This window comes from Croceibacterium segetis (genome assembly GCF_011320115.1).
Classification (GTDB): Bacteria; Pseudomonadota; Alphaproteobacteria; order Sphingomonadales; family Sphingomonadaceae; genus Croceibacterium_B; species Croceibacterium_B segetis.
This window is the reverse complement of the sequence record NZ_JAANOZ010000024.1, coordinates 1-20,049: the sequence shown is the minus strand read 5'-3', so window position 1 is coordinate 20,049 and position 20,049 is coordinate 1. Positions and strand designations below refer to the sequence as shown.

Sequence of the window (20,049 nt, the reverse complement as noted above, 5' to 3'; positions counted from 1 at the left end):
AGGTTACGCAGATTGATATTGGATACCCTGAGTCTACATTGACAGGGGCGAATCTCCGGCGCTGAACGCGGGAGAACAGGACGAAAGAATGACCAAACTCAGCGGATCCGACAGCAAGAGCACGCTCTACTGCAGCTTCTGCGGCAAGTCGCAGCACGAGGTGAGGAAGCTCATCGCGGGCCCCACGGTGTTCATCTGCGACGAATGCGTCGAGCTGTGCAACGACATCATCCGCGAAGAAACCAAGGGCGGCGGCGTCGGCAAGAAGGACGGCGGGGTCCCCACTCCGCAGGACATCTGCGGCACGCTGAACGACTACGTGATCGGGCAGGAGCGCGCCAAGCGCGTGCTCTCGGTCGCGGTGCACAACCACTACAAGCGGCTCAAGCACTCGGGCAAGTCGGGCGACGTCGAGCTGGCAAAGTCCAACATCCTGCTCGTCGGCCCCACCGGGTCGGGCAAGACGCTGCTCGCGCAGACGCTCGCGCGAACCTTCGATGTGCCGTTCACGATGGCCGACGCAACCACGCTCACCGAAGCGGGCTATGTCGGCGAGGATGTCGAGAACATCATCCTCAAGCTGCTCCAGTCGAGCGACTACAACGTCGACAAGGCCCAGCACGGGATCGTCTACATCGACGAGATCGACAAGATCACCCGCAAGGCCGAAAATCCCTCGATCACCCGCGACGTGTCGGGCGAAGGCGTGCAGCAGGCGCTCCTCAAGCTGATGGAAGGCACCACCGCCTCGGTCCCGCCGCAGGGCGGCCGCAAGCATCCGCAGCAGGAATTCCTCCAGGTCGACACGACCAACATCCTGTTCATCTGCGGCGGCGCGTTCGCCGGCCTCGAGAAAGTCATCGCCGACCGCCTGCAGAAGCGCTCGATCGGCTTCGGCGCCAACGTCGCCGATCCCGATGCCCGCCGCGTCGGCGAGCTGCTCGAGAAGTGCGAGCCGGAAGACCTGCTCAAGTTCGGCCTGATCCCCGAGTTCGTCGGCCGCCTGCCGGTGATCGCCACGCTGCACGACCTCGACGTCGATGCGCTGGTCGAAATCCTCAAGGAGCCGAAGAACGCGCTGGTCAAGCAGTACCAGAAGCTGTTCGAACTCGAGGATGTCGAACTGACCTTCACCGAGGACGCGCTCACCGCGATCGCCGGCCGCGCCATCAAGCGCAAGACCGGCGCCCGCGGCCTGCGCTCGATCGTCGAGGCGATCCTGCTCGATACGATGTTCGACCTGCCGAGCATGGAGGGTGTGAGCGAGGTCGTCGTCGACAAGGACGTGGTCGAAGGGCGCAAGGAGCCGGTCCGCGTCGTCTCGGCCAAGGACAAGAAGGAAGCGGCGGCCTAAGGCCGTCGCACCTTTTACCTAAGCACAATCCCCGCAGTGATCGCCATGCGCGCCGGTTTCGATCTGCACGGTCGCGTGGCCGATGCCGAAGCGGTGTTCGAGTTCGTGCGTGACCTCGTGCAGGAAGGCGTCGCCCTGGTGGCCGCCGGGCATTACCAGGTGCGCGGTGAGCGCGGTTTCGGTGGTGCTCATCGGCCAGATGTGCAGGTCGTGCACTGCGCTCACGCCCGGCAGACCGGCGAGATAGGCGCGCACTTCGCCTTCGTGGATCGAATCCGGCACGGCGAGCAGCGCCATCTTCACGCTGTCCCTGAGCAGTCCCCAGGTGCCGGCGCCGATCACCACGACGATCACGAGGCTGGTAACCGGGTCGATCCACCACATTCCCGTCCACAGGATCAGCGCACCGGCGATCACCACGCCGAGGCTGACCAGCGCGTCGGCGGCCATGTGCAGGAAGGCGCCGCGCACGTTGATGTCGCTCTTGCGCCCGCGTGCGAAAAGCAGCGCGGTGATCGTGTTGATCACGATCCCGACGCCGGCGACCACGATCATGATCAGCCCCGGCACCGGCTGGGGGTCGAACAGGCGGTCGATCGTCTCGAACAGGATGGCGCCGGTGGCGATCAGCAGCAGCCCGGCGTTGGCCAGCGCGGCAAGCATCGAGCTCGCCTTGTAGCCGTAGGTGAAGCGCGTGTTCGCCGGCCTTGCCGCCATCACCGCAGCCCCCCAGGCGATTAGCAAGCCGAGGACGTCCGACAGGTTGTGCCCGGCATCCGCAAGGAGCGCCATTGACCCCGAGAGCAGGCCGAACGCCGCCTCGATGAGCACGAATGCCGAGTTGAGCAGGATGCCGACGGCGAACGCGTTGCCGAAGTCGGGCGCAGGCCGCCGCGTGTGATCGTGAGAGTGATGATGCCCCGTCACGGCTTCAGTCGTAGACGCAGGCGTCGAGCCCGTCACGCCGCACTTCGCCGATCCGCGCCGCGACGGTGTTGCCGTAACGGCGGGTGAAACCGGCGGGGTCGACCGCCGCGCGCGCCTTGGGCAGCGGCAGCACGGCCGCGATCCGCGCCGCCTCGGTGCGCGACAGGCGCGCGCCGGAGTGGTGATAGTAGCGCCGCGCCCCGGCCTCGGCGCCGTACGTGCCGAGGCCCGTCTCCGCGACGTTGAGATAGACCTCCATGATCCGCCGCTTGCCCCAGATGTTCTCGATCAGCAGGGTGAACCACGCCTCGAGCCCCTTGCGGAAATAGCCGCCGCCTTGCCACAGGAACACATTCTTGGCGGTCTGCTGGCTGATCGTCGAGCCGCCGCGGATGCGGCCGCCGCGGGCGTTCTTCTTGATCGCCTTCTCGATCGCCTGCTTGTCGAACCCGTTGTGCTGGCAGAACTTGCCGTCCTCGGCGGCGATCGCCGCGGCGACCATGTTGCGGTCGACCCGGCTCAGCCGCGTCCAGTCCTTGGTGATTCCGTGCTCGTCCAGCAGCATCGTCGCGGTCACCGGCACCGGCACGAAACGATAGACGATCACCAGCGCTATGCTCAGCCCCATGAACCAGACGATCGCAAGGATCAGGATGCGCATCAGGCGGGTCATGCGATCGACCTATCGCGGCACTCTTCGAGGCGCAACGCCTGGCTAGGAGACGCGAGCGCGCCGCCGTGTCGTCACCACCAGCAGCCCGAAAAGGACGATGGTGATGGCCGGCAGCGCGAGTTCGCCCAGCAGCATGGCGTTGGTGCCGTACTTGTCATGCACCCAGCCGTCGAACGTGCTCATCACCGCGATCGGAATGTTCGACAGCGCGGCCATGAGGTTCCAGTTGGTCGCCGCCGATTTCTTGCCGATCGCCTGCAGCACGATCGCCGCGTAACCGGTGTAGCCCATCCCGACCATCGCCATGTAAAGCAGCACGAAGCCGGTGAACACCGCCGGCGTCCGCGGCATCAGAATCATTCCCGCGGCCGCCAGCCCGACCAGAATGCCGAAGCCGCAGTAAGCCCGCTTCGGGTCCATCCGGTCGCACACCCAACCGGCGAGCATCGCTCCGACCATCGAGGCTATGCCGCCGCCCACGCCGTTTACCAGCGCGACGAGATCGCCGCTCGCGTGCCATTCATGGGCGACAGCGGACCATGGCACCGCCCCCGAGGCGATCGGCAGCACCATGATGACCAGCGCGAGGTAGCCGAGGCGCGACCGGGCCACCGCCCAGACGTCGAGCGCGACGCCCTTGAGCTCGCCGAGATAGCTCGGCGCCTTGGCGGTCCGCACCAGCCGCGGCAGGAACAGCACACCCGCCCAGCAGGCGAAGCAGATCGCACCCAGCACTGCGCCGGAAACCCACGCATGGGGGATATGTTCGGCGAGCAGCAGTCCAATCCCCCCGCCGATCCCGGTACCGCCCAGGTTGCCCGCTTGCGACCAGCCGCTGGCACGGCCGCGCAGCTCCGGCGGGGTTTGATTGGCCATGAAGATTTCGGTCGACATGCTGACCAGCGTCGAGGCGACCGAGGAGATCACGATCAGCGTGCTGAACACCGGAACTTCCGCCCGGGTCATCGGCAGCACACTCATCAGCAGGATCGTACCGCCGACCAGGGAGGTGCCGAGGCCGTACCACAGCTTCGGGTTACCGACCGTGTCGACAAGCGGCGCCCACAGCATCTTCCAGGTCTGCGGCCACACCGATAGCGCGATCAGCGCGCCGATAATCGCCGTCGGCACCCCGGCTCGCGCGAGCAGGAAACCGAGAGTGACGCTCACGTAACCGGCGGAGATTCCGAAGGGCGCGAATAGCGGCGCGAAGACGACCGGATATCGAACGATGCCTTGGCTTTCGTGCGCGTCGTCCGTGCCCGGATCTGCCTCGATGTGTGAGGTAATCGCTGTTCTCCCGCCCGGCGCCCGGGCCAGAGGTTAGCGCAGCCTCGCAGCCGGGCAAGCGGTTAATCGCTCGCCCGGCACGGGGAACTGGGACGGCCGGGATCAGCCGGCGACGGGAACCGGTAGCAGCCGCTCGGTGGCGATGCGCTGCATCGCCTTCTGCAGCTTCTCGAACGCGCGCACCTCGATCTGGCGGATGCGCTCGCGGCTGACATCGTACTGCTGGCTTAGCTCCTCCAGCGTCTGCGGGTTGTCGGTCAGCCGCCGTTCGGTGAGGATGTGCTTCTCGCGCTCGTTCAGGCTGTCCATCGCTTCGGTCAGCATCTCGTGGCGCACGTGGGCCTCTTCGGCGTCCGCGACGATGGCGTCCTGCAGCGGGCCTTCGTCGGCCAGCCAGTCCTGCCACTCACCCGAGCCTTCCTCGCCGTTGCGCATGGAGACGTTGAGCGAACCGTCGCCCCCCATCATCATCCGCCGGTTCATGTTGACCACTTCCTGCTCCGGAACGCCGAGATCCTTGGCGATCTTGGCGACGTCTTCCGGGTGCAGATCGCTGTCCTCGTAGGCTTCGAGCTCGCGCTTCATCCGGCGCAGGTTGAAGAACAGCTTCTTCTGCGCCGCGGTGGTGCCCATCTTCACGAGGGACCACGAGCGGAGGATGAATTCCTGGATCGAGGCCTTGATCCACCACATCGCGTAAGTCGCGAGGCGGAAGCCGCGATCGGGCTCGAACTTCTTGACGCCCTGCATCAGCCCGACGTTGCCTTCCGAGATGAGGTCGCTGACGGGCAGGCCGTAACCGCGATAACCCATGGCGATCTTGGCGACGAGCCGCAGGTGCGAGGTCACCAGCTGCGCCGCAGCTTCGGGATCCTCATGCTCCGCGTAGCGCTTGGCGAGCATGTATTCCTGCTCGGCCGTCAGCACGGGGAATTTCTTGATTTCGGCGAGATAGCGGTTGAGGCTCTGCTCTCCGCCCAGCGCCGGCACGCTCAGTGCTTTTGTAGTGCTCACTTGTTCCCAAACCTTTCTAGCGTCGGCCGGCGGTGTGAAGGCCCCTGCTGGGCACCCCCACTTTGCGGCCACCGTTGCCCCTATATATACGAAAATGTCCTAATGCGCGGCGCAGTTCATCGATTTGAATGAACGGTTTCGTCGATCAGTTCCTTCATGTCCTTCGGCAGATCGCTTTCGAAGCGCAGCCTGTCGCCTGTGACCGGATGGACGAAGCCGAGGACCGCGGCGTGCAGCGCCTGGCGTCGAAAACCGAGGTTCTTCAGGATCGGCCGCAACCGCGAACTGGCGCTTCCATAGACAGGATCTCCCAATAGCGCATGGCCAATTGATGCAAGGTGAACGCGAATCTGGTGGGTACGCCCGGTTTCCAGCCGGCATTCGACGAGCGCACAATCGGCCATCATCTGGAGAACCTTATACCGCGTCACGGCCTGCTTTCCACGCGAGGAATCCTTGGGCAGCACCGCCATTTTCTTGCGGTTGGCGTCGGAACGGCCGATTTTCTCGTCGATCGTGCCTTCACGCGGATTGGGACGCCCGTTTACCACTGCGAGATAGGCCCGCTCGAGCGAATGATCGGCGAATTGCTTCGCCAGGCCCTCGTGCGCGGCCGTGCTCTTGGCGACTACCAGCAGCCCGGACGTGTCCTTGTCGATCCGGTGGACGATGCCCGGGCGCGCTACTCCGCCGATGCCCGACAATTGCCCGGCGCAGTGGTGCAGCAGCGCGTTCACCAGCGTGCCGTCGGGATTGCCCGCCGCCGGGTGCACGACCAGCCCGGCCGGCTTGTCGACGACAATCAGGTGCTCGTCTTCGAATACCACCTCGAGCGGAATGTCCTGCGCCCGCGCGGCTGCCTCGGCGGCGGGGGGTACGGCGATGGCGAATTCGGCCCCGTCAGGCGCCTTGCCGGAAGCCTGCGCCACCGCCTCGCCGGCGACCGACACCGCGCCTTCGCCGATCAGCGCCTTGACCCGCTCGCGCGACAGCCCCGAGGCCTCGGCCAGCGCCTTGTCGAGCCGCTGTCCGCCGGACAGCTTTCCGGTGATGATTCGACCGCCCCCCATGCTAGGCAGATGGGGATGGAGATCGAACTGACAAGAGCGGTGATAGAGCGGATTTCCGCGGAGGCCGCGCGCGCTTTTCCCGCGGAAGCATGCGGCCTTCTCCTCGGCCGCGAAGGACGGATCGAGGAGGCCATTCCCGCCCGCAATGTCCACCCGGCTCCGCAAACCCATTTCGAAATCGATCCGCAGGCGCTGATCGATGCCCATCGTGCCGCGCGCGAAGGTGGACCCGCGGTGCTCGGCTATTATCACTCGCACCCATCAGGCCCGGCGGAGCCTTCCGCCACCGACCGCGCGATGGCGGTAGGCGATGGCCGCGTGTGGGCGATCGCGGGCGAGGGCGGTGTGACGTTCTGGCGCGACGACGAGGGCGGTTTCGTACCGCTTTCCTACATCGGAGTTGACGGCTAAGGCAGGTGAGGGAACGCCAAGGAGGTTGATCGCGCCGCGAATCCTACAAAAGTGTCACCCAGCCATTTTCGTCGCAAGCTGTTGAAATAACGCAGGAAATAACGAATTTGTCAGGGTGACAGGGTGTCACTTGTGTCACCCTTCCAGTTCTTTTCATGATCCGGATTTCTGAATGAGCTCTTCGACTGACCTTGCTGCGCTGCTCTGTTCCCGCCTGTGCCACGACATGCTGAGCCCCGTGGGGGCGCTCAGCAACGGGCTCGAGCTGTTGCGCGACGAGCGCGACGCGGAAATGCGCTCGCGCTGCATGGAACTGCTCGAGCAAAGCGCCCGGATCAGCGCCGACAAGCTCAAGTTCTTCCGCCTCGCCTATGGCGCTGCCGGCGGCTTTGGCGAGACCGTCCCGACCGACGAACCGCGCGCGCTGGTCGAGGCCCTGGTCGGCGGCAATGGGCGCATTGCCCTCGCCTGGGCGGTTGCCGAGGAGACCTTGCCCAAGGCGGCGGTCAAGGTCCTGCTCAACCTCGCGGCGATCGGCATCGACGCGCTGCCCCGTGGCGGCGAACTGCAAGTCGGCGCCGAACGACGTGACGGGGCGACCGAAATCGCGGTCATGGCGGCCGGCGCCAAGGTCGCTTTCGACCAGGCGACCGGCCATGCGCTCGACGGTTCGCTGCCGGCCGAAGAGCTGTCGGGCCGCACCGCCCCGGCGCACCTCATCCGCCTGATCGCCGAGGAACACGGCGGCGGACTGCAATATGCGCTCACCGACGGCGCGTTGGTGATGGGCGCAGTGCTGCCGGACGCCTGACTTGGACGAGCTCGTCCATCGCGACCAGCCGTCGCCCAATTGCGACGCACGCGACGAGCGTATCTCGATGGTCGTGCTGCATTACACCGACATGCCGTCCGTCGAAGGGGCGCTCACGCGGCTGTGCGATCCCGCCGCGAAAGTCAGCGCGCATTACGTGATCTCCGAGGAAGGCGAGGTTGTCCGCCTGGTCGACGAGAGCATGCGCGCGTGGCACGCGGGCCTCAGCTATTGGCGCGGCAAGGCGAACGTCAACGGCTGCTCGATCGGGATCGAGCTGCACAATCCCGGCCACACCTGCGGTTATCGCCCGTTTCCCGACGCGCAGATCGACGCGCTGGTGCCGCTGCTCCACCGCATCGTTCAAGATTACGACATCCCGCGGGCCAACGTCGTCGGTCATTCGGACATCGCCCCGCAGCGCAAACTCGACCCGGGCGAGCTGTTCCCGTGGGACAGGCTGGCCGAATACCGCCTCGCGCTGCCGCGGCCGACCAAACTCGAACTCGGCGATCCGTTCGACAACGACGGGGCGTTCTACCTCGCGCTCGAACGCTTCGGCTACGACGTGTCCGACGGCAAGAAGGCGGTCGAGGCGTTCCAGCGCCGCTGGCGGCCGGAGAAGATCGACGGGGAGATCGACGGGCAGATTCGCGCGATCCTGTTCCGGTTGCTCTTGGATCGCGACCAGGGACGGACTAGATAGGCGCCGCCAGGGGGCCGGGCAGCCGCGTCACGTCGCCAGATGTGCCGAGGAAAGTCCGGGCTCCACGAAACGAGGGTGGCGGGTAACGCCCGCCGGGTGAGGGGTTTCGACCTCGAGCTCAGGGAAAGTGCCACAGAGAGTATACCGCCGATGGCCCCTAAAGGGCACAGGCATGGGTGAAAGGGTGCGGTAAGAGCGCACCGGGGCCCTGGTAACAGGGCTCGCATGGCAAACCCCACCCGGAGCAAGACCGAATAGGGGTCTCGCGCCTGCGCTTTCGGGCAAGGGCAGGGGAGTTTCGCCCCGAGAGGCCCGGGTTGGTTGCTGGAGCCTTGCGGCAACGCAAGGCCGAGATGAATGGCTGCCCCCGAGCGGCCGGTCCGCAAGGATACCGCGTTCGGGACAGAACCCGGCTTACAGGCCCCCTGGCACTTATTCCTAAGCGGCGAGCTCGCGCGCCGCGGCGCTGAGCGAGCCGTCCTCGTCGCTGACGGTCAGAAAACGCCGGCTGGTCCCTTCCAGCACCAGCGCCGTCAGCCGGCCCGACAGGTAGGCGCCGGTGTCGATGCCGATGCGGTTGCCGCGATCCTGCGGTTCGTCGGTGATGGTGTGGCCGTGGACGACGACCGCGCCGAACGACTCGGAATGCGACAGGAACGGCTCCCGAATCCACCTCAGATCGTTGGTGCGCTGCTCCTCGAAAGGCACCTGCGGCGCGATTCCGGCGTGGACGAACAGGTAGTCGCCGAGTGCGATCATGTCCTCGAAGGCATCGAGGAAGGCGCGGTCCTCGGCGGGCACAGCCGCATGCATCATGGCCTGCACTTCTTCGATCGAAGCCGTCTGATAGGCTTGTCGATCGACCCCGTAGCTGAGCACCGTTTCCTTCCCGCCGAAGCGCAGGAAGTGCTTGAGGATCTCGGTCTTTTTGAAGCTTTGGAGAAACATTTCCTCGTGGTTGCCGGCGAGAATGCGCACCTTGCGCTGGCGTTGCCAGGCACGGGCACGGTCGATCACCCCGGCGCTATCTGGCCCCCGATCGACGAGGTCGCCGAGCAGGATCACCGTGGTGTCGGCAGCGCCGCTAGTCGCATCGTCGGCCTCGATCGCGGCGATCATCGCCTCGAACAAGTCGAGCCGCCCATGGATATCGCCCACCGCATAGACGCGCTGCCCCGAAGGCAGCGATGCCTCGGGATGAGCGCTTTCTTGACGCTCGAACAGTCGGCGGATCGTCTTCAGCATCGCTTTCGAAATGTCGGCGTTCTGTAGGTTATCTGCAAGCGGCCAGGCGCCAGTGCACCGGCTTGCCTGACTCGCGGGTTAATGTGGTGCCGAAACACCACACCCGTTGCGAGCCCGTCCAGCGCTATCGCAATTTCTCTTGTGCAACGCAGCAAAAATGTGCAGCAAAGCTTGGTGTTTCGCGAGAACGCCGGTCCAGCAAACGAGACCGGCCCGCGTAACCGCAGGTGGGACGAAAGCACAGTTTCAACAGCAATTGAGGAAATTGCCCATGCTTACGTCCGTCCGCAGCCTCCTGGCTGCATCAATGCTGGCCGGTTCCGTCCTGGCCGCTTCTCCCGCTTTCGCCGAGGACGAGCCCGCTGCCGCGCCGGCTTCCGACTTCACTGTTTCGGGCAATGTCGCCCTCGTGACAGACTACCGCTTCCGCGGCGTGTCGCTGTCGGGCGGCGATCCGGCGGTGCAAGGCGGTGTCACGCTGAGCCACTCGAGCGGCTTCTACGTCGGCGCGTGGTCGTCGTCGATCGACGGCGGTCCGCTCTACGGCGAGAATGAGCTCGACTTGTTCGGCGGCTGGACAGGCGATGTCGCTTCGGGCGTGACCGTCGATGTTGGCCTGCTCAAGTACGTCTACCTGACGAACGACGTCGGCCCGGCCGACTACTGGGAGCCCTATGCCTCGGTGGCGACCCAGCTCGGTCCCGTTCACGCCAAGCTCGGCGTCGCCTACGCCTGGGACCAGGACTCGCTCGGCAGCGACGACAATCTCTACGTCTACACCAACCTCGATCTCGGGGTTCCGAACACGCCGATTACGGTTTCCGGTCACCTCGGCTACACCGACGGCGTGCTCGCGCCGCCGCTTCTGGCCGGCACGGCCGACAAGACAGGCTTCGACTGGTCGCTCGGTGGATCGATCACCGTGTTGAAGAATCTCAGCCTCGGCGTCTCGTACATCGGCGTGGAAGGTCCGTCGATCAACGGCTTCACCGACGATACCGTGGTCGGCACGCTCACGCTGACGATCTGAGCCTCCCATCCGGGGGGACAAAAGGCCCGCGCCGCTATGGTGGCGCGGGCCTTTTCGTATTAGCGGAGCGAGAATTCGACCGTGGTGACGACGCGCACCTTCTTGAACGGCGTGTCGGCCGCGCCCCAGTTGCCGCCGCCGGAGTCGCCGTCGCGAGCGGTGACCTCGAAGTAGCCCTGCGTGGCGGACTTGATCGCCCCCACCCCTGTGTCGCTGTCGTCCGCGAATTGCTGCGCCGACGCGCGAGCATCCCTGGTAGCTTCGGCGACCATGGCCGGCTTGATGTCGTTGAGCTTGGTGAAGGCGTAAGCGATGCCCGACCCTTCCTCCAGCATCACGCCGCGCCGGACCAGGTCGAACTGACGCCGAACCGCCTGCTGGGCGCGGGCGATGTCGTTGGTGCGCAGCGCCACCCGCTGGCGCACCGTGAAGGTGGCCGGACGCGCTTCGGCTCTATCGTAGACGGGCTCGTTTCGGATCACGTTCACGCCGGTCGGCTGCAGCGCGTCGTCGGGAAAGCCGAGTTCCTTGAAGAACGCGCGAATGGCGCTGGTGTCGTGGTCGACGCTCGCCTGGGCGGCGGCGAAGTCGGACGACGTGGCCGAGTAGCTGAGCGTCCAGGTGGCGAGGTCGGCGGTGACGTCGCGCTCGGCGAGGCCGCGCACGGTGACCGACCGCTCGTAGGCCTTCGCGCGGGTCAACCCGTCACCAAGCATGTAACCTCCGACCATCAGTCCGAGCGCAAGTGGAACCGAAGCGGCGAGCGCGATCTGCGCTTGCGGATGGCGCCAGAAACCGCTGGCAGCGGGGGCAGGGTTATCGCTACGGTCGCTCATCGTGGGTCTCCTGAGGGAGCAGACGCTCCCAAGGCACGAGATGCCTTATCTGCGATGAACCGTGTTTGAATAGCGATGAATGGAGTGGCGGATGGTCAAATACCTGCACAGCATGATCCGGATCAGCGATCCCGAGGCAACGGTCCGGTTCTTCAACCTGCTCGGGCTGGAGGAAGTCCGCCGGATGGAGAGCGACAAGGGCCGTTTCACCCTGATCTTCTTGGCCGCCCCGGGCCAGCAGGACGTCGCCGAGGTCGAGCTGACTTACAACTGGCCGCCGGAGGATGGCAGTGCGCCGGAGCAATACGGCGGCGGGCGCAACTTCGGGCATCTCGCCTACCAAGTCGAGAACATCTACGAGACTTGCCAAAGGTTGCGGGATGCCGGCGTGACTATCAATCGACCGCCGCGCGACGGACATATGGCGTTCGTCAAATCGCCCGACGGAATCTCGATCGAGCTGCTGCAAGACGGCTATCTTGAGCCGCAGGAGCCGTGGGCGAGCATGGAGAATACCGGGACCTGGTGAGGCCGGGTTCGGCTCGCCAAGGTTCCTCCGATCTGCCACGGAGCGGTGAATGACCGTCGCGCTGATCATCATTTTCGTGCTCGTCTACTTGGCGATCGCTCTCGAAGAGCCGCTCAAGATCAACAAGTCGGCCGCAGCGTTGGCCGGCGCCGGCCTGTTGTGGACGGTGTATGCAATGGCAAGCGGCGATGCCGCCATCGCTGACGAGCAGCTCAATGAATCGCTGATCAACACCGCGCAGATCGCTTTCTTCCTCATGGGAGCGATGACCGTGGTCGAAGTCGTCGATGCCCACGACGGCTTCGCGGTGATCACCTCGCGGCTCAGAGCCCGCACCCTGGCGACGCTGGTGATATTCCTGTGTGTCGTTACCTTCTTCCTCAGCGCAGTGCTCGACAACCTGACGACCACTATCGTGATGGTGTCGCTGCTGAGGCGCCTGCTACGTCATCGAGAAGACCGCTTGGTGATGGCCGGAATGATCGTCATCTCGGCCAACGCGGGCGGCGCCTGGTCGCCCATCGGCGACGTAACGACGACCATGTTGTGGATCGGCGGGCAGGTCACTACCGTGCCCATCGTCACCCGGCTGATCGTCCCTTCGCTGGTCAACATGCTGGTGCCGCTGGCGATCGTGGCGTGGACGCTGCGCGGCAAGCCCATCGTTGCGCCGGAACCGGTCTCGGATCCTTGCGAGGTGCCGAGCGACTCCACTTCCTTCGAGCGCAACTTGATGTTCACGCTGGGCCTCGTGGCCCTGCTTTCGGTGCCGGCATTCAAGGCGGTCACGCACTTGCCGCCGTTCCTCGGCATTCTCTTCGGGCTCGGCATTCTCTGGGCGATCGGCGATCTGGTGCATCGCGACAAGGATCATTCGCAACGCGAGCGCGTGACGATCGCCCATGCCCTCAGGCGCATCGACATGAGCGCGATCGTGTTCTTCATCGGCATCCTGCTCGCCGTGGCGACACTCGAGCACGCCGGCGTGCTTGCCGGGCTCGCCCGCTGGCTCGACGCCGAAATCGGCAGGCTCGACGTCATCGTCGTTGCCTTTGGCCTGCTCAGCGCCATCGTCGACAACGTGCCGATGGTCGCCGCGGCGATCGGCATGTACGACATCGGTGCGCACCCCCCCGACAGCTTCCTGTGGGAGTTCATGGCCTATTGCGCGGGCACCGGGGGCTCGATCCTGATCATCGGATCTGCCGCGGGCGTTGCGGCCATGGGCGCCGAAAAGATCGATTTCATCTGGTACCTGCGGCGCTTCGGCGGGCTCGCGCTCGTCGGATATTTTGCCGGGGCGCTGGTTTACATCCTCCAGACTAACCTTATTTCCTAACTCGTTGCCTTTTCGCGCGAATTAGGTAGCCTCCCCTATCGGAAGTTAGGTGGCGCAAGGGAATGATGTTGGGGGCATGGACGCCGCTCGAATGGCTGGCGCTCGCCGAGCATGAATTGCTGCTTTTCGCCGGCGTATTCTTCCTCATCGGGCTGGCAGACGAGCTGGTCATGGATATCACCTGGGCCTGGTTGCGGCTGACCGGCCGTGCGCGCACCTTGCGGATCAATCGCGCGAACCATCGCACCGAAACGCTCGGCGGTCCGGCTGCCTTGCTGATTCCGGCCTGGCAGGAAGAACGAGTCCTGGCGATCACGATCGCGCACGCTCTGAGCGTATGGCCGCAACGTGAGCTGCGGATCTACGTGGGTTGCTATAGAAACGACGACCCAACCGCCGAGTCTGTACTTGCAGGAGCGCGCAACGATCCGCGCGTGCGTCTGGTCGTTCATGATCGCGATGGTCCCACGACGAAGGCCGATTGTCTCAACCGGCTGTACGCCGCGATGGAGGCTGACGAGCGACGCCGTGGCATGTGTTTTCGCATGGTCTTGCAGCACGATGCCGAGGACATGGTCGATTCCGCTGCGCTCGGCCTGCTCGACGCGGCGCTGGCGCAAGCCGATTTCGTGCAGTTGCCGGTGTTGCCGCAGCCGCAGGTGGCCTCTCGCTGGATCGGCAGCCATTATCGAAATATGGCGCAAAAACAGACACATAGAGTGGGGCGGCTGGGAAAACCGCCCCTAACGAATTCAATAACTTACAATCGAAGAGAAAACCGAGGTCCCGGCTACGCCGTCCGCGGCAGACGCCCTGTTCGTTTCCTCACGACAGCAGGTGCGCGGCTGTAGCCACAGGCCGTTCAAACCAGCTCTCCCAAGGGCTGCTCGTTGGCGGATTTCCGCCGCTCCCGCTGATGCCCGCTGCATCGCTTTTAAATGCAAGCGGATAGCCTTCCCGAACCAAATTTCTGGCTTGGCCTAGCGCCGGTGAGAGTGCGTCGTTGACCGTTGGGGTGAGAACTAATCGGCCAATCCAAGCCGTTCAGTGGTCGTGCCAGGGATGTCTGCAATGGGTGGTTAGCGGACGGGCGGCTTTTGACGCCAGCGTTTTCGGGCCCACGCCACTCCCAAGTTAAGATGGGCCATGGCGACTCGAAAGACCGTGGCGGCATGGGTGCTGGTCTTCACTGTGGGAGTGATTATCGCATTCTTCATTCTGCCAATGATCTATGGCTTTCTGATCTGGACCGGCTGGATCGGCCGTTAAGGGTGGAAAGCGGCACACGGCAGCGGTAGACACTGCGAGGATGACGATAGTTTTCCCATTTGCAGACTTCTTCGTTGGATCGGCACTCGCCGTTCGGTTTCTGATTGCATGGCAGTGGCCATTCTTCTTCACGATGCCATTTCCGAACCAATTCGATTTCGATGCAATTTACGGCCATATGAAACGTCGTGTGTTCACCAGAACTTGGATTATCTGGACACTTGTTGCGGCGGCCATTTTCGCAGGCGGATGGGTCTCACGAAACGAATACGTGGCAATACCCTTGCTCGCAGCGTCCGTCAGCATCGCCACTTTCGTGTCATTTGCGGTCACATACAAGCTATTCTACGGAGCCGTGGCAGCACTTGGGCTGACCTACCCGCCGCCGAGTGAGGACCGGCGCTAACGTTCGCAATGGGTGGAAAGCGGACGTTACGAACTACTATTCTCGACGGTCGTTCAGGAGGGCCAAGGCGAATGGCGGTAGACGCTGGCATTCAAAAGAAGCTGGACGCCGACACGGCGTGGGGTGGCGCGCTCGCGACAATCACGGCACTTTGCGTCGGCTATCTCACCGATGGTGTTAGGCTGTCATTGCCAATCTGGGGCTTGCTGAGCCTCGGGGTAATCATCGTATGGGCCTGCCTCGTCGTAATTGGCCGCGTGGCTTTCGCTCGTCGCAGAGGAGAAGAACTGCGAGGTTCACCGGTGCTTTTGCATTGGGTCGGCGCCCGCCTCGCCCTCGCTGTCGCCGCTTGGGCGCTATTCATTGGTTGGCTTGTCGCCCTTCCGTTTGGCAAGCCATGGTCGGGCATGGCGGGACGCGCACTCCTGTTCATCATTGCAGTCTCCGCCATCAATCGTCTGGTTGGTCACGCAACCATCAACTCGGCCATTCTTCTCGCTCGACTTCGCCGGTTCCGCTGACCGCTACGTCAATGTCCGCAATGGGTCGTTAGTGGACCGTCCGCATTCGACCCATTGCGGACATTAGACCCAGAAGAATGGCCTCGGCTGTTCGCGCCTGTTATTTTCGAAGTCCCGCTTGATGGCGGAAAGAGTTTTTTCGTCCGTAAGCTTACCGAGGGCAGTCTCAACTAGCTGAGGATCACTGCCCGCCACCATTGCTATGGCATCTCGGATGTTCCTGCGCTGGCGCCATGCCAGCGCGGGCTCAGTAGCCTTTACTAGGGCCCAAAACACCGGTGTCCAAAGGTCTGCTGGACCCAGCTTGGCGGCCTGAAAGACCAAAAACAATGCTTCGGAACGGCTTCCCATATTCACTATGCTAGGGGCCGCTCCTACGCATTTTTCGACGATGCTTTTTGCCGAGGATGGGCTTCCGCGTTCCAAGTGAGCTCTTATCGGCCATGCGGATACTGCAACTCGCTTATATACGTCGTCTAGGCAGTTTGCTGCCAACAAGGCCTCTTTGAGAAGACGGTCATAATCTCCGTCCGGCCAGTATCGGGCAACTTGAGAGAGTGCTTGGCACCGGAACCATGCGTCTTGGATATTGCGAGCGACCGCTAAGCCTTGGTCGGGTGTAGTCGCGGAAAGCCGATGTGCGAGGTCCCGCTGATCCGTCATTGTCATGTTTCCGGCTTAGCGGACCTTTTCCTAACGTCCCACTTCCACCCTTAGCCGTCGGTCAGCAAACGACCCATTGCGGTCGTTCGGCTGCTATGTGAAACGGCGACATGGTCCAGCACTGCTGCGAAATGATGCGCTCCAACGTCGAGTCTACGTGCGACACGCATCCCGACCGATATGACTGCCCGGATTGCTTGGTCGACTACTGGGAACAGTCGAACCGATACGTCTTGATGATCCGCAACGAAGGCGGCGGCGGCGGTATCTCCATCGCTTACTGCCCGTGGTGTGGCACCAAGCTTCCCCAACCCGCTGATTGAAATGGCTCAATGTTCGCCTCGCACTTAGCGGACCAGCTGCAAACGACCCATTGCGGACATTGGCCGAAGGTTGGAAAAGGGAACGGTGAGTCAAATCATCATTCAGATTGTTCTAATCCTATACTGCCTCTTCAATCTCGTGCGCGGCGTCCGCACAGGGCGGGTGTTCACCGGGGCCGGAGACGCGAGCAAGGCTTCGATGCCTGAGGCATTCTACGGCATGATGGGGTTGTATCTCTTGCTCGCGGCAGCGATGGTTTGGGGATTTTTCGCTCTCATCCAATAGGGGCAGTTGAAATGTCCGCTGTCCACTCTTAGCCGACCAGCTGCAAACGACCCGTAGCGGACTGGCGGCATACGATCTCTAAGCGGGCCGCCATCGCTGCATTGTGTGGTGGGCCGCGACGGGCTCGAACCGCCGACCCTCTCGGTGTAAACGAGATGCTCTACCAACTGAGCTAACGGCCCCACGCGCGCGGAATACGGAAGCTAGCGGTTGGGGCTCAAAGATCAACCAACCGTCTGTTGAGCCCCTTGGCCCTCCGGCCAAAACGGACTTCCCGCCGTAAAGAGCGCCCTCAGCGCAATCCAAACTCGCGCTTTTAGGTTTAAATGTCCGCAACGGGTCGTTTCCAGACCGTCCGCTAAGGGTGGAAAGCGGACCTCAGACGCCTAGCTCGTGTTTCAAAGCACAAAGCGATCGCTGCGGGGATATTTGGAGTATGCAACGGTAAATGGGATAAGCAGCTTCATCCTCTTCAGGAGGCCCCGAGCCCAAGAAAGGGGTCCCATCTCCCAACGCATAAGAATGAAACAAATCTGATTTGAAGCTAGCAGGTGGCCTCGTTTCTCTGCCAGACGATAGTAACGCAGAGCCTCATTAACGTCTCGATCAACAAATCTGCCCTTGTCGTATTCTAATGCCAGGGCTGCCAAGGCCGGGGAGTATCCCAAGTCTGCGAGACGTCTAAATTCGGCCAGCCCCTTGCTCGGGTTGCCCGCTTTAATTGAGTGCACAGCCAAGCGGTGTGCGCCTTCAATCGAACCTGCGGCAGCCGAGCGCATGAGCCAGTACTCTCCGGTATCGTGATCCGGATGGAGCCCATATTTCCCCACTATATATGCGGAGCCAAGATACATCATGGCGAGGGGAGACCCATTCTCAGCCAATTGAATGAGTTTTTCCGGACTTCCCTCGGCACACGACTTGGCGAGCTTCAACGCATCCCAAAGCTCTGGGGATCGAGGATCTTCGTCCCACTCCCGGCTCAGGTTTTCTCCGAGGTTTGGCCCTTTCATATTTGGGCTAGCTTAATGGCGTTCTGAGTGTCCGCAATGGGTCGAAAGCAGACGTTTGGCTGGATTGCCCCGTTTGGGTCGAAAGCAGACATTTGCTGAATGTCGGGTTTGGGTGGAAAGCGGACCCTTCGCCCGGTGGTTCAACCGCGTAGAGCGCCGAAAAGATATAGGGCTGCGCTGCTAACACCGGCGAGCGCAACAATCAGAACCAACCAAAAGTAGGGGTATCGCAAACGCTCCCGGATAGGCAGGTTCCACATGCCACTTGGCCGCTCTAATGCGATTGGGACAAGAACCAAGAGCCCTAAGAGCATCGAAAAGAAGATTGACCACAAAGGGCTAATCGCGACGGGCATGCGACGATGTAGACCCCGTTGGCCATTGTCCGCAATGGGTCGAATGCGGCTGGTCAGCATTAGATCCGCTTTGCGCACTCTGCCAATGGGAGCCCTGGTTGAGCGCGGAAGGGCCGCACGCTAAGGATGCGGCCCTTCTTACCACTCGGCGCTTGAGAAGCGCATCCTCAACACTTGTTCTCTTTCCAGCAGCGCGCCTGCGCGCCGCTGGCAACCGCATCCGCCGGCGCGAGCGCGACAGCCTTTATGGCGGCATTCGCGGGGACGGTGGTCGCGCTCACCGGTTGCGCAGCGGAGGGAACCCCGACGGCGAGAGGAGCGGCTTGCGCCGGGATGGCCAGCGGCACGTCCTCGTCAATGAAGGCGCGGACCACGGTGCCCTGCGGAATCTTCGCACTGGTGCCGGTCATGAAGAAGCCGGCGGGCAGGAAGACGACGGCGGACACCGCTACGGCACCAACGCCGCCGGCCTTGCCCTTGTCGTCGAACGCGCCGCTAAGGCGAATCTGGCGGCCATTGACGGTGACGTAGAGCAGGCGTGCGTTGAGATGGCCCGACTTGCCCCACATGCCCTTGTTGCGAACGTCGGTGATCTCACCCACGGCCGGGCTGCCGACCGGGATCACGGTCACGCCGTTTACGAGCAGCGGCTCGGACGTTTCGAGGTGGAAGCGGTTGCCGACGCGCAGCTTCTTGCCCTTTGTCGTAAGTTCCTCGAGCAGCCGAAGCGGCAGCTCGGTGCCGGAACGCAGCACGGCGTTGTTGGTGACCGGAGCCGCGATCGCCATCGGCGCGGCGGCAATGACTGGTGACGCCACAGTCGCCGACTGCGCCAGAACCGGTGCGGCAGACAGGGCCGCGAGGACAGCAACGCCCCCAAGTATCGATTTCATCTGCTTTCCCCCTTGGGCTGGCAAGTCTTCTCGCCGCCAGCCGGGGGTAACAGCAGCTAGCGTCGATTCCTGAAAAGAACGTGGTTTCAAAAGGGTTTAGGTCATATCCATCGCCAAGTGCGACCCAACTCTGGGGGTCGACTCCGGCCCAGCAGCGCGGACGAGCAGGAATGGAGTTAGCGTAGAGGATTTGCCACGTTGGCCGGCACCAACCAGGGGACCGAGCCGGCACAACGTGGCAAAGGACTACGTTTGGGCGAAGGGACCAACCATCTCCCAGAACGCGGGCCTTGTAGACACGTGAGCATGAAGGCCGCACGTCGTCTTGCATCCGGGGTAACCCCTAGCCGTCGCTACCGAGACTTGCGTTGCCACCACATGCGGTGTCTCGCGAGACCCGGCCTTTCTAACTCGGCTCGTCACGCGATCGCACGGATCCCGCCCTACGCGAGCTAGACGGGCCCCCAGTATTTGGGCCGACCGCCGCACACGAAGCATTTCAGGCGAGGGATTAGAAGCTGCATGTCCCGCGAGCTGTTCTTGCGCCTGCCTAACGCCACCATCAGGTCGCCCGGCTCGATCACCCTCACTCGCCCGCACGTGCATTCGATGCGCAGCTTGAAGCCATGACGTCGATAGTCGGCAATGGAATCGAGGTGCTTGGTGCTCACGGCTTCCGTCTCACCGACCACACCAGGCTCGAGAGAGCAGTTGTGAGGGCAGCGATCGCCAAGACCGCCGCGGGATCGAGGATGAACATGGATGCCTCCGAGTCGTGAAGGCGGCTATATGTTCACATAATGTTCTCTGTAGGAAAGTCCTTTTTTGGAGCGCTAGTTGAGCGGCCCCGGTGGTCGGTCGAGCAACTGATTGATGCGCAGGATGATCGCCTGATAAATCCTGGCCCCCTCATAATCGCCGGAGTCGAGGAGCTCGTCGCAGCGCATGGCAGCCATTACCGCCGCATCCTCCCCGTGCTCGGTGATGTAGTGGTTGGCGCAAGCCCAGAGCTCCCAATTGGAGATCACCAATGCGCTTTGGACCGGCGGTAGCCCGCCGATTGCGCTTGCGCCTCGGAGCAGAA

At 63.2% G+C, this 20,049-nt stretch carries 24 protein-coding genes, 1 tRNA gene and 1 other RNA gene; 15 read left to right on the top strand and 11 right to left on the bottom strand.

Features of this window, described 5'->3' with window-relative positions; genetic code table 11:
- Positions 1 to 88: 88 nt before the first annotated feature.
- Positions 89 to 1,354, top strand: coding sequence for an ATP-dependent Clp protease ATP-binding subunit ClpX (gene clpX, locus G7B69_RS16190; RefSeq protein ID WP_166181134.1), 1,266 nt, complete (start codon positions 89 to 91; stop codon positions 1,352 to 1,354).
- Between the two features lie 18 nt (positions 1,355 to 1,372).
- On the opposite strand, the gene G7B69_RS16185 is transcribed toward clpX, so the two are convergent.
- The 5 genes from G7B69_RS16185 to G7B69_RS16165 all read right to left on the bottom strand — a co-directional run bounded on the left by G7B69_RS16185 (position 1,373) and on the right by G7B69_RS16165 (position 6,328).
- On the bottom strand, positions 1,373 to 2,281 hold the full coding sequence (locus G7B69_RS16185) for a cation diffusion facilitator family transporter (protein WP_243415230.1): 909 nt from the start codon (positions 2,279 to 2,281) through the stop codon (positions 1,373 to 1,375).
- A 4-nt stretch (positions 2,282 to 2,285) separates the two neighbouring features.
- Positions 2,286 to 2,954, bottom strand: a complete 669-nt coding sequence (mtgA, locus tag G7B69_RS16180) for a monofunctional biosynthetic peptidoglycan transglycosylase (RefSeq protein ID WP_243415229.1) — start codon at positions 2,952 to 2,954, stop codon at positions 2,286 to 2,288.
- A 42-nt stretch (positions 2,955 to 2,996) separates the two neighbouring features.
- The gene (locus G7B69_RS16175) at positions 2,997 to 4,139 is read right to left on the bottom strand and encodes an MFS transporter (RefSeq protein ID WP_341479209.1); all 1,143 of its coding nucleotides are present in this window, start codon (positions 4,137 to 4,139) and stop codon (positions 2,997 to 2,999) included.
- A gap of 207 nt (positions 4,140 to 4,346) precedes the next feature.
- Complete coding sequence (gene rpoH, locus G7B69_RS16170) at positions 4,347 to 5,258, bottom strand: RNA polymerase sigma factor RpoH (protein ID WP_207786051.1); 912 nt, start codon at positions 5,256 to 5,258, stop codon at positions 4,347 to 4,349.
- Between the two features lie 116 nt (positions 5,259 to 5,374).
- Entirely contained in the window at positions 5,375 to 6,328 is a 954-nt protein-coding gene (locus tag G7B69_RS16165) for an RluA family pseudouridine synthase (RefSeq protein ID WP_166181128.1), read from the bottom strand.
- A gap of 15 nt (positions 6,329 to 6,343) precedes the next feature.
- On the opposite strand from G7B69_RS16165, the gene G7B69_RS16160 reads away from it, so the two are divergent.
- The 4 genes from G7B69_RS16160 to rnpB all read left to right on the top strand — a co-directional run bounded on the left by G7B69_RS16160 (position 6,344) and on the right by rnpB (position 8,689).
- Positions 6,344 to 6,739 (top strand): M67 family metallopeptidase, encoded by a 396-nt coding sequence (locus G7B69_RS16160; protein ID WP_166181157.1) that lies wholly within the window; start codon positions 6,344 to 6,346, stop codon positions 6,737 to 6,739.
- A gap of 226 nt (positions 6,740 to 6,965) precedes the next feature.
- Entirely contained in the window at positions 6,966 to 7,550 is a 585-nt protein-coding gene (locus G7B69_RS16155) for a histidine phosphotransferase family protein (RefSeq protein ID WP_423717962.1), read from the top strand.
- A 1-nt stretch (position 7,551) separates the two neighbouring features.
- Positions 7,552 to 8,256 carry an N-acetylmuramoyl-L-alanine amidase gene (locus G7B69_RS16150; protein ID WP_243415228.1) on the top strand — a complete coding sequence of 235 codons (705 nt, stop codon included), beginning with the start codon at positions 7,552 to 7,554 and terminating at the stop codon, positions 8,254 to 8,256.
- Between the two features lie 6 nt (positions 8,257 to 8,262).
- An RNA gene (rnpB, locus tag G7B69_RS16145) (RNase P RNA component class A) lies at positions 8,263 to 8,689 on the top strand.
- 5 nt (positions 8,690 to 8,694) lie between these two features.
- Here rnpB and G7B69_RS16140 read toward each other — a convergent pair.
- On the bottom strand, positions 8,695 to 9,501 hold the full coding sequence (locus G7B69_RS16140; protein ID WP_166181124.1) for a metallophosphoesterase family protein: 807 nt from the start codon (positions 9,499 to 9,501) through the stop codon (positions 8,695 to 8,697).
- Positions 9,502 to 9,772: 271 nt separating this feature from the next.
- Between G7B69_RS16140 and G7B69_RS16135 the strand changes: the two genes are divergently transcribed.
- Complete coding sequence (locus tag G7B69_RS16135; protein ID WP_166181123.1) at positions 9,773 to 10,531, top strand: TorF family putative porin; 759 nt, start codon at positions 9,773 to 9,775, stop codon at positions 10,529 to 10,531.
- Between the two features lie 59 nt (positions 10,532 to 10,590).
- Here the strand turns inward: G7B69_RS16135 and G7B69_RS16130 are convergent, their stop codons facing one another.
- Positions 10,591 to 11,367: an SIMPL domain-containing protein gene (locus G7B69_RS16130; RefSeq protein ID WP_166181121.1), complete on the bottom strand. Its 777-nt coding sequence runs from the start codon at positions 11,365 to 11,367 to the stop codon at positions 10,591 to 10,593.
- A 91-nt stretch (positions 11,368 to 11,458) separates the two neighbouring features.
- Between G7B69_RS16130 and G7B69_RS16125 the strand changes: the two genes are divergently transcribed.
- The 8 genes from G7B69_RS16125 to G7B69_RS16100 all read left to right on the top strand — a co-directional run bounded on the left by G7B69_RS16125 (position 11,459) and on the right by G7B69_RS16100 (position 16,703).
- Positions 11,459 to 11,896: a VOC family protein gene (locus tag G7B69_RS16125; protein ID WP_166181119.1), complete on the top strand. Its 438-nt coding sequence runs from the start codon at positions 11,459 to 11,461 to the stop codon at positions 11,894 to 11,896.
- 49 nt (positions 11,897 to 11,945) lie between these two features.
- Positions 11,946 to 13,235 carry a sodium:proton antiporter NhaD gene (nhaD, locus tag G7B69_RS16120; RefSeq protein WP_166181117.1) on the top strand — a complete coding sequence of 430 codons (1,290 nt, stop codon included), beginning with the start codon at positions 11,946 to 11,948 and terminating at the stop codon, positions 13,233 to 13,235.
- Between the two features lie 62 nt (positions 13,236 to 13,297).
- Positions 13,298 to 14,086 carry a glycosyltransferase gene (locus tag G7B69_RS16115; RefSeq protein WP_166181115.1) on the top strand — a complete coding sequence of 263 codons (789 nt, stop codon included), beginning with the start codon at positions 13,298 to 13,300 and terminating at the stop codon, positions 14,084 to 14,086.
- Positions 14,087 to 14,381: 295 nt separating this feature from the next.
- Positions 14,382 to 14,504 (top strand): hypothetical protein, encoded by a 123-nt coding sequence (locus tag G7B69_RS16975; RefSeq protein ID WP_279323180.1) that lies wholly within the window; start codon positions 14,382 to 14,384, stop codon positions 14,502 to 14,504.
- A gap of 40 nt (positions 14,505 to 14,544) precedes the next feature.
- The gene (locus G7B69_RS16110) at positions 14,545 to 14,910 is read left to right on the top strand and encodes a hypothetical protein (RefSeq protein ID WP_166181114.1); all 366 of its coding nucleotides are present in this window, start codon (positions 14,545 to 14,547) and stop codon (positions 14,908 to 14,910) included.
- A gap of 71 nt (positions 14,911 to 14,981) precedes the next feature.
- Positions 14,982 to 15,431 carry a hypothetical protein gene (locus tag G7B69_RS16105; RefSeq protein ID WP_166181112.1) on the top strand — a complete coding sequence of 150 codons (450 nt, stop codon included), beginning with the start codon at positions 14,982 to 14,984 and terminating at the stop codon, positions 15,429 to 15,431.
- A gap of 773 nt (positions 15,432 to 16,204) precedes the next feature.
- Complete coding sequence (locus tag G7B69_RS17105; protein ID WP_423717961.1) at positions 16,205 to 16,417, top strand: DUF6980 family protein; 213 nt, start codon at positions 16,205 to 16,207, stop codon at positions 16,415 to 16,417.
- 85 nt (positions 16,418 to 16,502) lie between these two features.
- Entirely contained in the window at positions 16,503 to 16,703 is a 201-nt protein-coding gene (locus tag G7B69_RS16100; protein WP_166181110.1) for a hypothetical protein, read from the top strand.
- 106 nt (positions 16,704 to 16,809) lie between these two features.
- Here G7B69_RS16100 and G7B69_RS16095 read toward each other — a convergent pair.
- The 3 genes from G7B69_RS16095 to G7B69_RS16085 form a co-directional block, all read right to left on the bottom strand.
- A tRNA-Val gene (locus tag G7B69_RS16095) sits at positions 16,810 to 16,885 on the bottom strand.
- A gap of 216 nt (positions 16,886 to 17,101) precedes the next feature.
- Positions 17,102 to 17,716, bottom strand: a complete 615-nt coding sequence (locus G7B69_RS16090; protein ID WP_166181108.1) for a tetratricopeptide repeat protein — start codon at positions 17,714 to 17,716, stop codon at positions 17,102 to 17,104.
- 523 nt (positions 17,717 to 18,239) lie between these two features.
- A complete protein-coding gene (locus G7B69_RS16085) occupies positions 18,240 to 18,965 on the bottom strand; it encodes a hypothetical protein (RefSeq protein WP_166181106.1) in 726 nt (241 codons plus the stop codon).
- Positions 18,966 to 19,591: 626 nt separating this feature from the next.
- Here G7B69_RS16085 and G7B69_RS16080 point away from each other — a divergent pair.
- Complete coding sequence (locus tag G7B69_RS16080) at positions 19,592 to 19,744, top strand: hypothetical protein (RefSeq protein ID WP_166181104.1); 153 nt, start codon at positions 19,592 to 19,594, stop codon at positions 19,742 to 19,744.
- 54 nt (positions 19,745 to 19,798) lie between these two features.
- Here the strand turns inward: G7B69_RS16080 and G7B69_RS16075 are convergent.
- Positions 19,799 to 20,049: amino acid kinase family protein (locus tag G7B69_RS16075; protein WP_243415227.1), on the bottom strand; the 251-nt coding region annotated here is incomplete at its 5' end.